Source organism: Streptomyces sp. NPDC006309 (assembly GCF_040613095.1).
Taxonomy (GTDB): domain Bacteria; phylum Actinomycetota; class Actinomycetes; order Streptomycetales; family Streptomycetaceae; genus Streptomyces.
The window spans coordinates 502,989-519,426 of the sequence record NZ_JBEXRO010000001.1; the positions used below are offsets into that span (position 1 = coordinate 502,989).

Below are 16,438 nucleotides of genomic sequence, written 5' to 3' on the forward strand. Positions count from 1 at the left end.
CGTACAAGACCGTGTCCGCTTCGAGTCGTTCGAGGGGGCGAACAATCGGGGCCCTTGGCCTTAGGGTCTGCTCGGAACCAGGACATCCGCCTGGATGTCTACGAGGGCGTACGACGACACGCGCGACCGGAGGACGACGATGACGGTGACCCTGGCGGACGTGGCGGCCCGCGCCCAGGTCTCCCCAGCGACGGTGTCGCGCGTGCTGAACGGCAACTACCCGGTGGCCGCCTCCACGCGCGAACGGGTGCTGCGGGCCGTGGACGAGCTGGACTACGTCCTCAACGGGCCCGCCAGCGCGCTCGCCGCGGCGACCTCCGACCTGGTCGGCATCCTCGTCAACGACATCGCCGACCCCTTCTTCGGGATCATGGCCGGCGCGATCCAGGCGGAGATCGGCGGACCCGGCGGGCGGGCCGGCGGCGAACGGCTCGCGGTCGTCTGCAACACGGGCGGCTCCCCGGAACGCGAACTGACCTACCTGACCCTGCTCCAGCGGCAGCGGGCCGCGGCCGTCGTCCTGACCGGCGGAGCCGTGGAGAAGGCGCCGCACGCGGCGGCGGTGGCGGCGAAACTGCGGAAGCTGGCGGACGCCGGCACCCGGGTCGTGCTGTGCGGGCGCCCGCCCGCAGCCGACGCCAACGCCGTCGCCCTCACCTTCGACAACCGGGGCGGCGCCCGCGCGCTGACCGACCACCTCGTCGGCCTCGGCCACCGCCGGCTCGGCTACATCGCCGGCCCCCAGGAGCGCACCACCACCCGGCACCGCCTGGAGGGCCACCGCGCGGCCCTGACGGCGGCCGGCGTCGAGGACGACCCGCGCCGGACGGTGTACGGCCGCTACGACCGCCGGTCCGGGTACGAGGCCACGCTGGAGCTGCTGCGCCGCGACCCCTCCCTGACGGCCGTCGTGGCCGCGAACGACTCCGTCGCCCTCGGCGCCTGCGCCGCCCTGCGCGACTCCGGTCTGCGCATCCCCGGGGACGTCTCGGTCGCCGGCTTCGACGACCTGCCGTTCAGCGTCGACACGCTGCCCTCACTGACCACGGTCCGCCTGCCGCTGGCGGAGGCGGGAGCCCGGGCGGGCCGCATCGCGATGGGCCGCGAGGAACCACCGCCCGGCGGGATCGCCTCCGTACGGGGGGAGTTGATGGTGCGGGGGTCCACGGGGGTGCCCCGGACGTCCTGAGCGCGGCCGGGGGCCGGGCGCGGGCCGGGAGCGGACCGGGGGCCGGGCGCGGGCCGAGGGCCGGGGAGCCGGGCGCGGACCGGGAGCGGGCCGAGGGCTGGGCGGGGGCCGAGGGCCGGGCGGGGGCCGAGGGCCGGGCGGGGGCCGAGGGCCGGGCGGGGGCCGAGGGCGGGCGCGGGCCGAGGGCCGGGCGTGGGCCGAGGGCCGGGGAGCCGGGCGCGGGCCGGGGACCGGGAGCGGACCGGGGGCCGGGCGCGGGCCGAGGGCCGGGGAGCCGGGCGCGGGCGCGGGCCGGGGACCGGGAGCGGACCGGGGCCGGCGCGGGCCGAGGACCGGACGCGGGCGCGGGCCGGGGTCCGAGCACAGACCGGGGACCGGACGCGGGCGCGGGCCGGGGACCGGGAGCGGGCCGAGGACCGGACGCGGGCGCGGGCCGGGGTCCGAGCACAGACCGGGGACCGGACGCGGGCGCGGGCCGGGGACCGGAGCGGGCCGAGGACCCGGGACCGGACGCGGACCGGGGACGAGCGCAGGCCGGGGACCGGAGCGGACCGGGGACCGGGAGCGGGCGCGGGCGCGGGCCGGGGACCGGAGCGGGCCGAGGACCCGGGACCGGACGCGGACCGGGGACGAGCGCAGGCCGGGGACGAGCGCAGGCCGGGGACCGGACGCGGACCGGGGGCCGGGGGGCCGGACGCGGACCGCGGGCCGGACGCGGACCGACGGCCGGGAACGGGCGCAGGCCGGGAACGGGCGCGGACCAGCGCGACGTGGGGCGCGGGACGCGGGTGTCGGGCGCGACGTGGGCCGCGGGTGTCGGGCGGGACGTGGGACGCGGGTGTCGGCGGGATGCGGGCCGCGGGGTGCTCATCGGGGTGCGGGCTTCTCGTCGGGCGGTGGGTGGGCCGCGATGTTCCCGGTGCCGTGCCGGCGCGTACGGTGTCCTCACCGGGCGGTCGACTCAGCGGAGTTGCCGCCGACGGCCGTCGGCGGCGGGTTCGATGTCCGTGCGCCCGCGGCCGAGCGATGAGTTCCGCGGCGACCGCCGGTCTGCACTGAAGTACGGACCGGAGAACAGGAACGGGAGCAACCCCATGCGTGTCGTAGTCACCGAGTTCATCAGCCTCGACGGAGTCGTGCAGGCCCCCGGCGGGCCCGAGGAGGACACCGACGGAGGGTTCGCGCACGGCGGCTGGTCGCATCCCTTCTTCGACCCGGAGGTCCTCGGCGGGACCTTCGCCGCGGGCCTGGAGAGGGCCGAGGCGCTGCTGTACGGGCGGCGGACCTACCTGACGATGGCCGCCGCCTGGCCGGAGCGGGCCGGGGACCCCTTCGCCGACCGGCTGAACTCCCTGCGCAAGTACGTCGTGTCGGACACCCTCGGCGACGAGGACCTGACCTGGGACAACACCGTGCGCCTGCCGGGTGCCCAGGCGCTGGACAAGGTGCGGGAACTGCGGGCCGCCGACGGCGGTGACGTGGCGATGATGGGCAGTCCGACGCTGGTGCGGGCGCTCATCGGGGCGGACCTCGTGGACGAGTTGCAGCTCGTGGTCATGCCCGTGATGCTCGGCGGCGGCAAGACGGTCTTCCCGGCGGACGGAACCCTGCGGACCTGGGAGCCGGTGTCGTCGGTCACCGCGAAGACCGGCGCCCAGGTCAACGTGTTCCGGCCGGTGCGGGGGGCGCGCGGCTGAGCGGTCCGGGCGGTTCCGGCGCTGCCGTGCCGTCGTACGGGGCATGAGCCCGGCGGCCGGGGGTACGTTCCGTGACCATGAAGCTGGCGTTCTCCACTCTCGGTGTCCCCGGTCTGCCCGTCCCGGAGGTCCTGGCGCTCGCGAGCGCCCACGGCTACCACGGGGTCGAACTGCGCGCTCACCCCGAGGAGCCGGTGCATCCGGGCCTCTCCCCGGCCGGCCGTGCCGAGATCGCGGCGCAGTTCCGGGGCGCCGGGATCGAGGTGCTGGGGATCGCCGGGTACGCCCGGGTGGCGGCCCCCGGCGACGACGCCCCCGTGCTGGAGGAGATCCGGGACCTGCTCCGGCTGGCCCACGACCTCGGCGCGCCCTACGTCCGCGTCCTGCCCGGCGCCGACGCGGAGCAGCCCCGCGAGGAGTCCGACGCGATCGCCGCCCGCCGGCTCGGCACCGCCGCGGAGGACGCCGCCGCGCTCGGCGTCCGCATCCTGCTGGAGACCCACGACTCGCACCCCACCGGCGCCGACGCGATCCGGATCATCGGCCCGGTCGGCCACCGGCAGGTGGGCGCGGTGTGGGACGTGATGCACACCTGGCTGGGCGGTGAACAGCCCACCGAGACCTACGCGGCCCTCGCCCCGCACCTGGGGTACGTGCAGGTGAAGGACATCGTCTCGGCCGAGGACACCGCCCCGCTGCCGCTCGGCGCGGGCGTGCTGCCGCTCACCGAGTGCGTGGACGTCCTCACCCGGCAGGGCTGGGACGGTTGGCTGTGCTGGGAGTACGAGAAGCGCTGGTACGAGGAGGCCGCCCCGCTCGCCGGACTGCTCGACGCGGGCCGCGACCACCTGGCGCGGCTGTTGGGCGAGGCGGCGTAGACCGCCCGCCTCAGATGCCGGCCGCCGGGCGCGGGGTGAGGGGTGTGGTGGCGTCGACGCACCAGTCCAGTACGGCCGGCCAGGGGCCGTAGCCGGCGTCCAGGTCCAGGTGGGCCGCGCCCGGCAGGATGTCGGCGGGGATGCCGAGCGGGCCGGCGAAGAGGTGGCCCGCGCCCTCGGGGCAGTAGGGATCGTCATCGCCCGCGACCAGCCGCGCCGGCCCGGGGAGGGTGAAGTCGAGGCCGGGCGGGGTGAACTCCGCGATCTCCGGGTGCCGGGCGGTGACGGACCCGGACGGCGGCGCGACGAGCAGCACCCGGTCGGCGTGGCGAAGCTGCTTCATGCCCCGGGCGGCGGCGTGCAGCCACAGCAGGGCGGACGCGCTGTGCGCCAGCACGACCCGCTCCCCCGTGCCGTCCAGGTCTTCGAGGTGCCGGGCGAGTTCGCCGAGCCACACGTCGAGGCCGGGGTCGTCCGGGTCGGGCAGCGCCGGGTAGAGGACCCGGTGGCCGAGTGCGGTGAGCCGGTCGGCCAGCCAGTGCTGCCAGTGCGCCGGCGGGCGGTGGTTCTGCCAGCCGTGCAGGATCAGGTACGAGCGGGGGGTCATGGCGGTGGCCCTCTCCTGTCGGGATCTTTCCCGGGACGTTCCCGGGGGCGTCAGCCGGCGGCGGGCAGCGTCGCGAACGCGTCGTGGAAACCGGGGAACGTCTTGCGCACGCAGCCGGGGTCGTCGTACGTCAGACCGGGGGTGCGCAGGGCCGTGACGGCGAACGACATGACGATGCGGTGGTCGCCGAAGGACTTGATCTCGACGCCGGACGCGGGCGTGCCGGGCCGGATCTCGATGCTGTCGGGGCCGGTCACCACGTCGACGCCGAGCCGCCGCAGGTTGTCCGCGCAGGCCTCCAGGCGGTCGCACTCCTTCACCCGGGTGTTGGCGACGTCCTCGATGCGGACGGGTCCGGAGGCGAACGGCGCGATCGCGGCCAGCGTCGGCATGGTGTCCGAGATGTCCCGCATGTTCACCGTGAGCCCGCGCAGCTCGCCCGTGCCGCGTACGGTCGTGCGGTCCTTCGCGACCGTCACGTCCGCGCCCATCCGCCGCAGCACCTCCACGAAGCGCAGGTCCCCCTGGAGCGCGTCCGTGCCGAGGCCGGGCACGGTGATCTCGCGGCCCGGGGTGACGGCCGCCGCGGCGAAGAAGTAGCTCGCGGTGGAGGCGTCGGGTTCGATGGCGTAGGTGGTGGCCCGGTAGCCGCCGGGCGGGACGTCGTACACCGTGCCGTCCCGGACGACGTCGGCGCCGAACGCCCGCATCATCGCGAGGGTGATCTCCACGTAGGGCGCCGACACCAGGTCGGTCACCCGGATGCGCAGGCCGGTGCGGGTCAGCGGGCCCAGCAGGAGGAGCGCGGTGAGGTACTGGGAGGACTGGCCGGCGTCCAGCGAGACCTCGCCGCCCTCGACGCCGGCCGCGTGCACGGTGAGCGGGTGGTGGCCGTCCGCGCCTTCGTGCCGCAGGTCGACGCCGAGGTCGCGCAGGGCGCGGGTGAGCGGGCCGAGGGGGCGGCGGCGCATCTGCGGGGAGGCGTCGAAGCGATAGGTGCCGTGTCCGGCGGCGACCAGGGTGGGCAGGAAGCGGGCGGTGGTGGCGCCGTCGCGGCAGAAGACGTCGGCCTCGGCGCGCGCCGGTCCCTGCGGGCGGCCGTCGATCTGCCAGGTGTCGGGGGTGCGTCCGACCCGGTAGCCGAGCCGGGTCAGGCCTTCGGAGAAGCCCTCGGTGTCGTCGGAGCGCAGCGGCCGGACCAGTGTGCTGACTCCGTCGGCGGCCGCGGCGAGGAAGAGCGCGCGGGCGGTGATGGACTTGGAACCGGGGATGTCGACTGCGGGCATGGCCGAATGATGACGGCTCGCCCGGCATCCGGTCACGTGATGTCCAGGAGCTGGACGCGCCCGCCGGAATGCGTCGGCGGCGGCCCTCCCGTGGTTACTGTGCATTCCCTTGACGGAAAGAAACTTCCCGGATATTGGTGACTCCTCGGAAGTTTCCTTCAGCGGTTCTCCTCTGGAAGGAGCGCACGTGCACGACACCAGCACGGGAAGCACGGGACACACGGGAAGCGCCGCACGGCCGTCCAGGCGCGCCCTCCTCACCGCCACCGCCGGTCTCACCGCCGGCCTCACCGTCCCGGCGACCGCCCGGGCCGCCGGCCGCTCCGCCGTCCACGACCGCCGGCTGCGCGCCCTGATCTCCCGGATGACGCTGGAGGAGAAGGTCGGCCAGCTGTTCGTCATGCGGGTCTACGGCCACTCCGCCACCGCCCCCGACAAGGCCGACGTCGACGCCAACCTCCGGGAGATCGGCGTCCGTACCGCAGCCGAGCTGATCGGCAGGTACCGGGTCGGCGGCATCATCTACTTCACCTGGGCCCACAACACGCGCGACCCGCGGCAGATCGCGGACCTGTCCGACGGCATCCAGCGGGCCTGCCTGGAGCAGCCGCGCGGACTGCCGGCGCTCATCGCCACCGACCAGGAGCACGGCGCCGTCTGCCGGATCGGCAGGCCGGCCACCCTGTTCCCGGGCGCGATGGCCCTCGGTGCGGGCGGCTCCCGCGCCGACGCCCGCGCCCTCGGCCGGATCTCCGGTGCCGAGCTGCGCGCGATGGGCGTCAACCAGGACTACTCCCCCGACGCCGACGTGAACGTCAACCCGGCCAACCCCGTCATCGGCGTCCGCTCCTTCGGTGCCGACCCGGAGGCGGTGGCCGCTCTGGTCGCCGCCGAGGTGAGGGGTTATCAGGCGGCCGGGGTCGCGGCGACCGCCAAGCACTTCCCGGGCCACGGGGACACCGCCGTCGACAGCCACTACGGCTTCCCGGTCATCACGCACAGCCGGGAGCTGTGGGAGCGGCTGGACGCGGTGCCGTTCCGGGCCGCGATCCGGGAGGGCATCGACTCGGTCATGACCGCGCACATCCAGTTCCCGGCCCTGGACGACTCCGGTGACCCGGCGACCCTGTCCCGTCCGATCGTCACCGGCATCCTGCGCGGCGAACTCGGTTACGACGGGGTGGTGATCACCGACTCGCTGGGGATGGAGGGGGTCCGCACCAAGTACGGCGACGACCGGGTACCGGTGCTCGCGCTCAAGGCCGGCGTCGACCAGCTGCTCAACCCGCCGTCGCTGGACGTGGCGTGGCACGCGGTGCTGACGGCCGTGCGCGAGGGCGAGCTGACCGAGGCCCGCCTGGACGAATCGATCCTGCGCATCCTGCGGCTGAAGGCCCGGCTCGGGCTCTTCGAGAACCCCTACGCCGACCCGGCGGGCGTGGGCCGCACGGTGGGCACGCGGGCACATCTGGCCGCCGCCGACCGCATCGCCGAACGCACCACCACGCTGCTGGTCAACGAGGACGGCACCCTGCCGTTCGAACCCCGCCGCGAACGCGGGGTCCTGGTCGTCGGCGCCGACCCGGCCTCGCCGTCCGGCACCACCGGCCCGCCCACCGGCGTCCTGGCCGCCGCCCTCACCGAACTGGGCTTCACCGCCACGGCCCTGTCCACCGGCACCACGCCCTCCGCCGCGGCCGTCACCGCGGCGGTCACGGCCGCGCGGGACGCGGACGCGGTGGTCGTGTGCACCTACAACGTGACGGCGTCCAGCGCCCAGCGGACCCTGGTGGACCGCCTGCTTCAGACCGGGAAGCCGGTGGCCGTGGTCGCGGTCCGCAACCCGTACGACGTCGCGCAGTTCCCTTCCGTCCGGGCCTGCCTGGCCACGTACTGCTGGACGGACGTCGAACTGCGCGCCGCCGCACGGGTGATCGCCGGCCGGGTGGCACCGCGCGGGAAGCTGCCGGTACCGGTGCAGCGGGCGGACGACCCGGATCGGGTGCTGTACCCGATCGGACACGGGCTGACCTACTAGCGGCCGGCCGGACCGTTCAGGGACGCGGAGCCGGCTCGCGCTCCGTATCCCGGGCGTCCAGCCGGGCGTCGTACCGGGCGAGCGGCTTCGCCCGGGCCACGGTGGCCGGTGAGAGGCCCGCCCAGTCCAGGACGCGGGCGGTGGCGAGGCTCTTCTCCTCCGGGACCAGGCCCGCCACGTTCGCGCCGTGGTTCAGGCCGGGCGCCGTGAAGACGTACGCGTCACGGGCGCCCGCACCGAGCCGGAAGCGCTCCGCCCCCCAGGGGTCGTTCTGGCCGTAGACGAAGAGCATGTGCGTGGCGTGGTGCCGCACCCAGGTGTCCACGTCCCGCATGGCCCGCGGCTGGAAACGCATCGGGATGGAACGCGGCACGAGGTTGCGCGGCGGCTGGTAGCCGTAGCGGACCAGGTCCCTGCCGAGGTACGGGAAGTGGATGGTCGGCGCGCCCAGCTGGGTGCCCGCCTGGTAGTAGTACGGCGTGTACGTCTGGAGGCCCTGGTCGGTGTAGGCGGAGAAACCGGAGATGGTGTCGACCGAGTCCCAGATCGCGTCGTCGCTCGCGGTGGCCGCGTCCGCCGGGACGGTGTCGCAGTCCTTGAGCAGGCTGTACTGCCAGAAGCCCCACACGTAGTCGAGGACGACGGCCTCGTACGCCCGGTCCAGGCTCCCGATGGTGTCGAAGGTGTAGCCGTTGTCGGCGGCGTACCGGGCGTACCGCTTCTCCAGTGGCTCGCGGCGCACCAGCGCCTCCCGCTGGACGGCGTCCAGCCGGTCCCGGCACGCCTTGGTGCCGACCTGGGTGAAGAAGCGGTCGTACGCCGAGTCCTCGTCGTTGACGACGTCGTTCGGGGCGACGTACGCCACCACGCCGTCCATGTCGCGCGGGTAGAACCGCTCGTAGTAGGTGGCCGTCATGCCGCCCTTGGAGCCGCCCGTGGCCAGCCAGTTGGCGGCGTAGACCGTTTTGAGGGCCTGGTAGACGCGGTGCTGGTCGCTCGCCGCCTGCCAGATGTCGAGCTTGGACCAGTCGGCCGGCTCGGGGCGGGAGGGGGTGAAGAAGCGGTACTCCAGGGAGACCTGGTTGCCGTCCACGATCTGGGTGGGCTCGCGGCGCGAGGGGGTCGTGGAGACGTTGTAGCCGCTGGTGTAGAAGACAGTGGGACGGCTGGTGTCCTTGTGCAGCACGGTGATCCGCTGCTGGAAGGTGCCCCGGCCGGGGTGGCGGTGGTCGACCGGCTGGGTGTAGTTCAGGACGAAGTAGCGGTAGCCGGGGTACGGCTTCTCCTGGACCAGGCTCATGCCGGGTATCGACAGCAGCCGGTCCTTGATGTCGGTGGGCTCGGGCTCGGCGGCGGTGGCCGCCCCGGCCGCCGTGCTCAGTGTGCCCAGGAGCACCGTGAGCGCCAGCAGCCATCTGAGCGCCTTGCGCATGCGTACTCTCCCCTGTGAGACAGATGTGCGCCGGAAGCTATCCCAGCAACTGCCGTCACACCAGAGGAGATTGCGCGGCCCCGTTCAGCCGTTCAGCCGTTCAGCCGTTCAGCCGTTCAGCACAGGATCCAGCCGGAGCTGATCGTGTACCGGTCCACCGTGCCCTTGATCCAGACGCAGCGGTGACCGGTGTGCACGGTCACCGGGCCGGCGTGGTGCCGGTAGCGGCCCCGGTCGACGACCGGCCGGTTGCCGCGGGCCTGCACGCTGACCGACATCGTCCGGGCGGCGCCGGAGTGCCGGGCGACGGTGACGGCGCAGACGTAGCCGTCCTGCTTGTAGACGTGGGTGACGCCGGTTCTGAACGGCAGGGTCCGCACCTCGTGCCCGGCGCAGCCGCCACCGGCCGGGGCGGCCTGCGCGGCCCCCGTCACCGAGAGGGTGAGCGCCCCCGACACGGCCAGCACGGCCGCGCCGAACGCCAGTCGCCGGCGTATCGCACCAGTGTCCACTCGTCGTCCTCCCCGTACCGCGGTTCACACTCCCCTGTGCCCGTACTGATGTACGGACGCACACGTGTGCCGGATGGTTGCACGACCGTCAGCGACACGCGTGGCCGGGGTTCGGACACGGGCTAGCGGGACACGCCGACCGGCTCCTCGGGTTCGGACCGGCCGACGAAGGTCCGCCACAGTTCGGCGTACCGGCCGCCGCGGGCCAGCAGCTCCTCGTGGGTGCCGTCCTCGGCGACCCGGCCGCGATCCATCACCACCACCCGGTCGGCGCGGGCCGCGGTGGTCAGGCGGTGGGCGACGACCAGGGTGGTACGGCGGCCCGCCAGGCGGTCGGTGGCCTGGTTGACCTGTGCCTCGGTGGCCAGGTCGAGGGCGGCCGTGGCCTCGTCCAGGAGCAGGACGTCCGGGTCGACCAGTTCGGCGCGGGCGAGTGCGATCAGCTGGCGCTGGCCCGCCGAGAGGTTGCGGCCGCGCTCGGCGACCTCGTGCAGATAGCCGCCCTCCAGGGTGGCGATCATCTCGTGGGCGCCGACCGCGCGGGCCGCGGCCTCCACCTCGGCGTCGGTGGCGCCCGGCCGGCCGTAGGCGATGGCGTCGCGGACGGTGCCCGGGAAGAGGTACGCCTCCTGCGGGACGACGCCGAGCCGGTGCCGGTACGAGGTGAGGTCCAGGGCGCGCAGATCCGTGCCGTCGGCCGTGACCCGGCCGGCGGTGGGGTCGTAGAACCGCGCGACCAGCTTCACCACCGTCGACTTGCCGGCGCCGGTCTCGCCGACGAACGCGACCGTCTGCCCGGCCGGGATCCGCAGGTCGATGCCGGACAGGGCCTCCTCCTCGTCGCCGTACGCGAAGTGGACGTCCTCGAAGGCGATGTCACCGCGCAGCGAGAGCACCTCCAGCGGCTGCCCGGCGGACTCGGTGGACGTCGGCTCGCGCAGCAGTTCCTGGATGCGGCCCAGCGAGACCGTGGCCTGCTGGTAGCCGTCGAAGACCTGGGACAGCTGCTGGACGGGGGTGAAGAACAGGTCGATGTAGAGCAGGTAGGCGACCAGGGCGCCGGTGGTGAGCGTGGCCGCCTCGATCCGGCCGGCACCCGCGATCAGCACGGCCGCCGCGGCGACCGAGGACAGCAGCTGCACGAACGGGAAGTAGACGGAGATCAGCCGCTGGCCGCGGACGCGGGCGCGCCGGTAGGCGTCGCTGCGCTCGGCGAACCGCCGGCCGCTGTCCCGCTCCCGGCCGAACGCCTGCACGATCCGCAGCCCGGCCACGGTCTCCTGGAGGTCGGCGTTGACCGTCGAGACGCGCTCGCGGGCGAGTTCGTACGCCTTCACGCTCGCCCGGCGGAAGAAGAAGGTGGCCACGACCAGCGGGGGCAGGGTCGCGAAGACGACGAGGGCGAGCCGTACGTCGAGGACCAGCAGGGCGACCATGATGCCGAAGAAGGTGACCACCGAGACGAACGCGGTCACCAGGCCGGTCTGGAGGAACGTGGACAGGGCGTCGACGTCGGTCGTCATCCGGGTCATGATCCGGCCGGTCAGCTCACGCTCGTAGTAGTCGAGGCCGAGCCGCTGGAGCTGCGCGAAGATCTTCAGGCGCAGGGTGTACAGCACGCGTTCGCCGGTGCGGCCGGTCATCCGGATCTCGCCGGTCTGCGCGGCCCACTGGACGACGACGGTCAGCAGGCCGAGCAGGGCCGCCGACCAGACCGCGCCGAGCGCCGCCTTCGTCACGCCCGAGTCGATGCCGTGCCGGATCAGCACCGGCAGCAGCAGGCCCGCGCCCGCGTCCACGGCGACCAGCAGCAGACTGACCAGCAGGGGCAGCCGGAAGCCGCGCAGCAGGCGGCGCAGTCCGTAGGAGTCCTCGGGCAGGACCGCGCGGCCCTCGTCGATGTCCGGGGTGTCGGTGGCCGGAGGCAGCGCCTGGACCTGGGCGAGGAGTTCGGGGGTGGCCGGGGTGCCGGCCAGGGCCTGATCGCGGGGTTCGCGGTCGCCGGTCCACAGCCGGGGGGTCACGCCCCGCTCGGCGTCGAACTCGGCGTCCAGTTCGTCGCGGACGGAGGTGTCCTCGTGCGGTCCGGCGGGCACGGCGTGGCCCGGTGAGACCCGGCCCAGCTCGTCGGGGTCGGTGAGCAGGCGGCGGTAGAGCGCCGAGCGCTGCTGGAGTTCCTCGTGGGTGCCGAGGTCGGCGAGCCGGCCGCCGTCGAGGACGGCGATGCGGTCGGCGAGGTTGAGGGTGGAGCGGCGGTGGGCGATGAGCAGGGTCGTACGGCCCCGCATCACCTGCTTCAGCGCCTCGTGGATCTCGTGCTCCACGCGGGCGTCGACGGCGGAGGTGGCGTCGTCGAGGACGAGCAGGCGGGGGTCGGTGAGCAGGGCGCGGGCGAGCGCGACGCGCTGGCGCTGGCCGCCGGAGAGGGTGAGGCCGTGCTCGCCGACGGTGGTGTCGTAGCCGTCGGGCAGCTCGGCGATGAAACGGTCCGCCCGGGCGGCGCGGGCGGCGGCCTCGACCTCCTCGGCGGTGGCGTCCGGGCGGCCGTAGGCGATGTTGTTCCGGACGGTGTCGGAGAAGAGGAACGAGTCCTCCGGGACCAGTCCGATCGCGGCCCGCAGCGAGTCCAGGGTCAGCTCGCGCACGTCGTGGCCGCCGATCAGGACGGCGCCGTGGGTGACGTCGTAGAACCGCGGCAGGAGCAGGGAGAGGGTGGACTTGCCGGAGCCGGAGGAGCCGACGACGGCGAGGGTCTCGCCGGGGCGTATCTCGAAGCTGAGCCCCTGGAGGACGGGGGTGCCGCCGTACGCGAAGGACACGTCGTCGAACTCGACGGCCGCGGGCGCGTCGGCGGGGAGGGTCCTGGTGCCGTCCTTCAGACCGGGCTCGGTGTCGATCAGCTCCAGGACGCGTTCGGTGCCGGCGCGGGCCTGCTGGCCGACGGTGAGGACCATCGCGAGCATGCGGACCGGGCCGACGAGCTGGGCGAGGTAGGTGGAGAAGGCGACGAACGTGCCGAGCGTGATGTGACCGCGTACGGCGAGCCAGCCGCCGACGGCCAGCATGGCGACCTGGCCGAGCGCCGGGACCGCCTGGAGCGCGGGGGTGTACCTGCTGTTCAGGCGGATGGTGCGCAGCCGTCCGGCGAAGAGCCGGCGGCCGACCTCGCGCAGCTTGCCGGTCTCCTGCTCCTCCTGCCCGAAGCCCTTCACGACGCGGACGCCGCTCACCGAGCCGTCCACGACGCCCGCGACGGCGGCGGCCTGGGCCTGGGCGTACCAGGTGGCGGGGTGCAGCCTGCTGCGGCTGCGCCGGGCGATCCAGCCGAGGGCCGGGGCGACGGCCAGCGCGACCAGGGTCAGCGGCAGCGACAGCCACGCCATGATCACCAGGGACAGCAGGAAGAGCAGGACGTTCCCGATGGTCATCGGGAGCATGAAGAGCAGGCCCTGGATCAGCTGGAGGTCGCTGGTGGCCCGGCCGACGACCTGGCCGGTGGACAGCTCGTCCTGGCGGCGGCCGTCCAGCCGGGTGATCGTGGCGTACATCTCGGTGCGCAGGTCGTGCTGGACGTCCAGGGCGAGCCGGCCGCCGTAGAAACGGCGGACGTAGGTGAGGCCGTACACCAGGAGGGCCGCGCCGACCAGGGCGCCGGCCCAGGGGGCCATGCCGCGGGTGTGGGCGCCGATCACGTCGTCGATGACGACCTTGGTGATCAGCGGGACGAGGGCCGTGACGGCCATGCCGGCGAGGGAGGAGCCGAGGGCCAGGACGACGTCCTTCGGATACCGCCAGGCATAGCCCGCCAGCCTTCGTGCCCATCCCCGTCGCGGTGCCACACCGGTGCCTTCCGTCAGAGCCGATCTACCGCAAGGCTGCAACGCCGCCGGATGCGGATTTCATCCCTCCGCAACAATCGGGGCACCGGACGGGCCGGCTCGGGCAGCCGCTCGGCGGCCGGCGCGCGGCGGGCCGGCTCGGGCAGCCGCTCGGCGGCCGGCGTGAACCGGTGGCCCGGCGCCGCCGCGCGGCCGGACGCCATGCCGGAGCCGGCCGGGCGGAGGACCGGGACAGGTCCCGGTCCTCCGCCCGGCCGCGCCCGCCTTCTCGGCCACCCGGGCCGTACGCCCCGTGACCGCCGCCACCGCGGCACGCGTCCTGGACGTCCACGGGGCCGGGCACGGCGACGTCGGCCGTCAGGTCACCGGGTGCGTACCCGCCGGAAGCAGAGGTGGGTGGTCCGCGTTCTGGTTGCCGTCGCTGACCAGGAGGACCCGCGGGCGGCCCGTGCGGTCCCGGCCCGCGACCGTCATGCCCTCGATGGTGTCCAGCAGCGGATCGGGCTGGGGCTGCCTGGCCGTCGCGCCCGGGGACGGGCAGGCGGCGATGTCGGCCGGCAGGGTCGTGCGGGCCGGGCGGACACCGTCCTGGCCGGTCGGGTTCTCGATACCGCTCACGCCGGCGGTGAAGCCGCGCTCCACGACGAGGAGGCGGCCGTCGGGGGCGGCCTGGACCTCGGGGACGCCGAGACCGGCGTCGGTGCGGCAGGCGTACCGGGCGGGCCGGAAGTGGCCGCCCGCGGTGCGCCGCCGGGTCCGGAAGCGGACGAGGCCGGGGTGGCGACCGGGAGCGCGGACTCCGTGGAGGGCGGACTCCGTGGCGCCCGTCTCGTCGGCGAGGCGGACGGCCGATCCGGGCCGCAGGGTACGGCGTCCAGGCGGAGCAGGGGCGAGCGGTCCTCCAGCGCCGCGAACGAGCCGTCCCGGTCCACGGTCGGGGCGGGAAGAGTGCCGACGGGGGTGCCGTCGTACGTCGTCCTGTCGAGCGTGTCGGAGAAGCGGTCGAGCTGGACGCGGGGCGAACAGGCGTGACAGGCAAGTGCGTCGGCGGCGGCCGGTTGCGCGGTGAGGCAGCTGGCCGCCGCCAGAGCGGCGAGTACGGTTCTCAGGCGCATCGCGGTCACCGTGGAACGGGACGGTGTCCGGTGGGAGATCGCCCCGAGAAGCCGCGGCCCCGGATCAGCTCCGCGGCGGTACGGCGACGAACGCCTCGCGCGGCTCACTGGCTGGAGCCAGCCGTTCTTGACGTGCCCGGCGACCGAGGACGGCGCACCGGCGGGGGTGCCCCAGCGCTGGTCCGCGACGACCTGGCGCATCATTTCGTGGACCGTGTTCCACGGCCACTCAGCTCCTCCGCAGCCCGCCCCCCAGCCCATACCGGGGGCGGGCTCGCCCGCCTGCCCGCGCAGATGGCGGACTCGCGCGACGTGTGCCAGGGCAGCGGGTGTGCCAGTGACGGCCGCTGCCGGGCCGTCGGCACTCGCGCTGCCCCAGTCAGAGGATCCTGCCGATCAGCCTGACCGTCAGATTCTTGCCGAACTTGGCGTAGCCGTCCTCGTAGAGGCCGGGCTTCGCGTCCGGCCGGGCGGCCAGGCTGAAGCCGTAGCCGAGGAACACCTGGTTGTGGGTCAGTGCCTTCGCGGGGTCGGTGAAGGAGGCTGGCTCCAGTCGGTGGACGGGGATCTGCCCCGTTTCGCTGCCGGTCACCCAGGCCTTGGTGTTGTCCTCGCTGCGGCGCAGGACAAGACGCGGCTTGGGTGAGACGGCCGCCCAGTTGCGCACGGTGCGGAAGTGGCCGAAGGCCGCGACATCGGTGAAGACGAAGCCGGTCGGGGCCTTGAACTCCTGCGGCAGGCCCAGCAGGTCGGCGTTCGGCCCGAGGGTGGCAATGCCGATACAGAGCAGCGAATCCTCCTCCCTGCTCCGGCCCGGGTGCGCGGACGGCCACTTGGGGGCCTCAGCCATGAACATCAGGTACGGGGACGGCGGTTCGGTGGGTTCGCTGGTCACCTGAAAGACCACAAGCTGACTTTCGTCGACGACCGGCTTGGGAGTGTCCTTGGCGGTCACCTCGATCTGCCAGACCAGTGTGTCGCTCAGGACCAGTCCGTCATAGGAGACGACGGCTTGCGCGGTGTAGGTGCCGGCAGCCGTGCCTGGGGGGACGACGACCTTGAATTCGCCCGGCAGCGTCGGCCCGCCGGCCACCAGCTGCTGGCCGGGGAACGACACCGTGGCCGGGGCGTCCTGGGCCAGGGCGAGCGGCGGATTGGGTGTGAGGGTGACAAGGACCTTGTCCCCCACGGCGGGCGCGGAACCCCGGTTGCCGGCGAAGAACGCCAGAGCGACCGTGTCGCCGGCCTGGGCGGCTACGACGGTGGCCTCGGCTGTGGCGAAAAGCCGGGGCTTCCCGGAGACCTCACCGTCCGACGAAGTGGCCGTCAGGCCGGTGATCAGGGGGCAGCGCAGCCCCGCCTTGTAGGCCGTGAAACGGACGGTCGTGGTGGACGCGTCGGCGGTGAACTCCACCGACCGCGTCACCCAGCCCTGTTCTTCGACCGGCTCAGGATCGAAGGGCTTCTTGAGCGTGCTGGGCGTCCCGCGCACCGGGGTGACCTGCACGGTGTAGCGCTGCTCGTTGGGCGTGGAGTCACCTCCGCGGTCGGCGCGCTCCTTCCATCTGATCGTGACCCCCTCTCCCGGACGGGTGGGGATGTCCTGGCTCACTCCGCCCACGTCTCGATCCTCGGCGCGCTTCTCGTTCTTCAGTCGCAGCGCCTGAGTGGTGGCGGTGTCCGGGCCGTCGCCGGACCCCAGGCGCACCACCTCCACGACACCCTGGGTGACTTTCCAGCCCGGGATGTGCCGGCCGCCGTCGGTGGTGAACTGTACGAACGGTTCGGTGGTCAGTGAGGGTTCGCCGAACGAGGCGTTGCGGAAGTCGATGGCCATGTTTCGTT

Annotated in this window: 10 protein-coding genes and 1 pseudogene; 4 read left to right on the forward strand and 7 right to left on the reverse strand. The window is 74.0% G+C overall.

Annotation, left to right across the window (positions count from 1 at the left end):
- Window positions 1–139: 139 nt before the first annotated feature.
- The 3 genes from ABZ117_RS02310 to ABZ117_RS02320 all read left to right on the forward strand — a co-directional run bounded on the left by ABZ117_RS02310 (window position 140) and on the right by ABZ117_RS02320 (window position 3,764).
- Window positions 140–1,189 carry a LacI family DNA-binding transcriptional regulator gene (locus ABZ117_RS02310; protein ID WP_356816645.1) on the forward strand — a complete coding sequence of 350 codons (1,050 nt, stop codon included), beginning with the start codon at window positions 140–142 and terminating at the stop codon, window positions 1,187–1,189.
- A gap of 1,094 nt (window positions 1,190–2,283) precedes the next feature.
- Complete coding sequence (locus ABZ117_RS02315; protein ID WP_356816521.1) at window positions 2,284–2,886, forward strand: dihydrofolate reductase family protein; 603 nt, start codon at window positions 2,284–2,286, stop codon at window positions 2,884–2,886.
- A 77-nt stretch (window positions 2,887–2,963) separates the two neighbouring features.
- The gene (locus tag ABZ117_RS02320; RefSeq protein WP_356816647.1) at window positions 2,964–3,764 is read left to right on the forward strand and encodes a sugar phosphate isomerase/epimerase family protein; all 801 of its coding nucleotides are present in this window, start codon (window positions 2,964–2,966) and stop codon (window positions 3,762–3,764) included.
- A 10-nt stretch (window positions 3,765–3,774) separates the two neighbouring features.
- Here the strand turns inward: ABZ117_RS02320 and ABZ117_RS02325 are convergent, their stop codons facing one another.
- On the reverse strand, window positions 3,775–4,371 hold the full coding sequence (locus ABZ117_RS02325; RefSeq protein ID WP_356816523.1) for an alpha/beta hydrolase: 597 nt from the start codon (window positions 4,369–4,371) through the stop codon (window positions 3,775–3,777).
- Window positions 4,372–4,421: 50 nt separating this feature from the next.
- A complete protein-coding gene (gene aroA / locus ABZ117_RS02330) occupies window positions 4,422–5,657 on the reverse strand; it encodes a 3-phosphoshikimate 1-carboxyvinyltransferase (protein WP_356816525.1) in 1,236 nt (411 codons plus the stop codon).
- A gap of 187 nt (window positions 5,658–5,844) precedes the next feature.
- Here aroA and ABZ117_RS02335 point away from each other — a divergent pair, with 187 nt between their 5' ends.
- Window positions 5,845–7,695, forward strand: coding sequence for a glycoside hydrolase family 3 protein (locus tag ABZ117_RS02335; protein WP_356816527.1), 1,851 nt, complete (start codon window positions 5,845–5,847; stop codon window positions 7,693–7,695).
- 16 nt (window positions 7,696–7,711) lie between these two features.
- Here ABZ117_RS02335 and ABZ117_RS02340 read toward each other — a convergent pair whose 3' ends face one another.
- From ABZ117_RS02340 to ABZ117_RS02360, 5 genes and pseudogenes are all read right to left on the reverse strand, one after another.
- Complete coding sequence (locus ABZ117_RS02340) at window positions 7,712–9,127, reverse strand: S28 family serine protease (RefSeq protein ID WP_356816529.1); 1,416 nt, start codon at window positions 9,125–9,127, stop codon at window positions 7,712–7,714.
- 116 nt (window positions 9,128–9,243) lie between these two features.
- Window positions 9,244–9,639, reverse strand: a complete 396-nt coding sequence (locus tag ABZ117_RS02345) for a hypothetical protein (protein WP_356816531.1) — start codon at window positions 9,637–9,639, stop codon at window positions 9,244–9,246.
- A 122-nt stretch (window positions 9,640–9,761) separates the two neighbouring features.
- The gene (locus ABZ117_RS02350) at window positions 9,762–13,478 is read right to left on the reverse strand and encodes an ABC transporter ATP-binding protein (RefSeq protein WP_356816533.1); all 3,717 of its coding nucleotides are present in this window, start codon (window positions 13,476–13,478) and stop codon (window positions 9,762–9,764) included.
- A 362-nt stretch (window positions 13,479–13,840) separates the two neighbouring features.
- Window positions 13,841–14,593 (reverse strand): annotated as a pseudogene (locus tag ABZ117_RS02355) (esterase-like activity of phytase family protein).
- A gap of 379 nt (window positions 14,594–14,972) precedes the next feature.
- Complete coding sequence (locus tag ABZ117_RS02360; protein ID WP_356816535.1) at window positions 14,973–16,430, reverse strand: DUF642 domain-containing protein; 1,458 nt, start codon at window positions 16,428–16,430, stop codon at window positions 14,973–14,975.
- Window positions 16,431–16,438: the final 8 nt, after the last annotated feature.

Coding starts and splice junctions, on each gene's coding strand:
- ABZ117_RS02310 (WP_356816645.1), top strand. CDS start 140: ATGACGGTGACCCTGGCGGACGTGGCGGCCCGCGCCCAGGTCTCCCCA.
- ABZ117_RS02320 (WP_356816647.1), top strand. CDS start 2,964: ATGAAGCTGGCGTTCTCCACTCTCGGTGTCCCCGGTCTGCCCGTCCCG.
- ABZ117_RS02325 (WP_356816523.1), bottom strand. CDS start 4,371: ATGACCCCCCGCTCGTACCTGATCCTGCACGGCTGGCAGAACCACCGC.
- ABZ117_RS02340 (WP_356816529.1), bottom strand. CDS start 9,127: ATGCGCAAGGCGCTCAGATGGCTGCTGGCGCTCACGGTGCTCCTGGGC.
- aroA (WP_356816525.1), bottom strand. CDS start 5,657: ATGCCCGCAGTCGACATCCCCGGTTCCAAGTCCATCACCGCCCGCGCG.
- ABZ117_RS02315 (WP_356816521.1), top strand. CDS start 2,284: ATGCGTGTCGTAGTCACCGAGTTCATCAGCCTCGACGGAGTCGTGCAG.
- ABZ117_RS02360 (WP_356816535.1), bottom strand. CDS start 16,430: ATGGCCATCGACTTCCGCAACGCCTCGTTCGGCGAACCCTCACTGACC.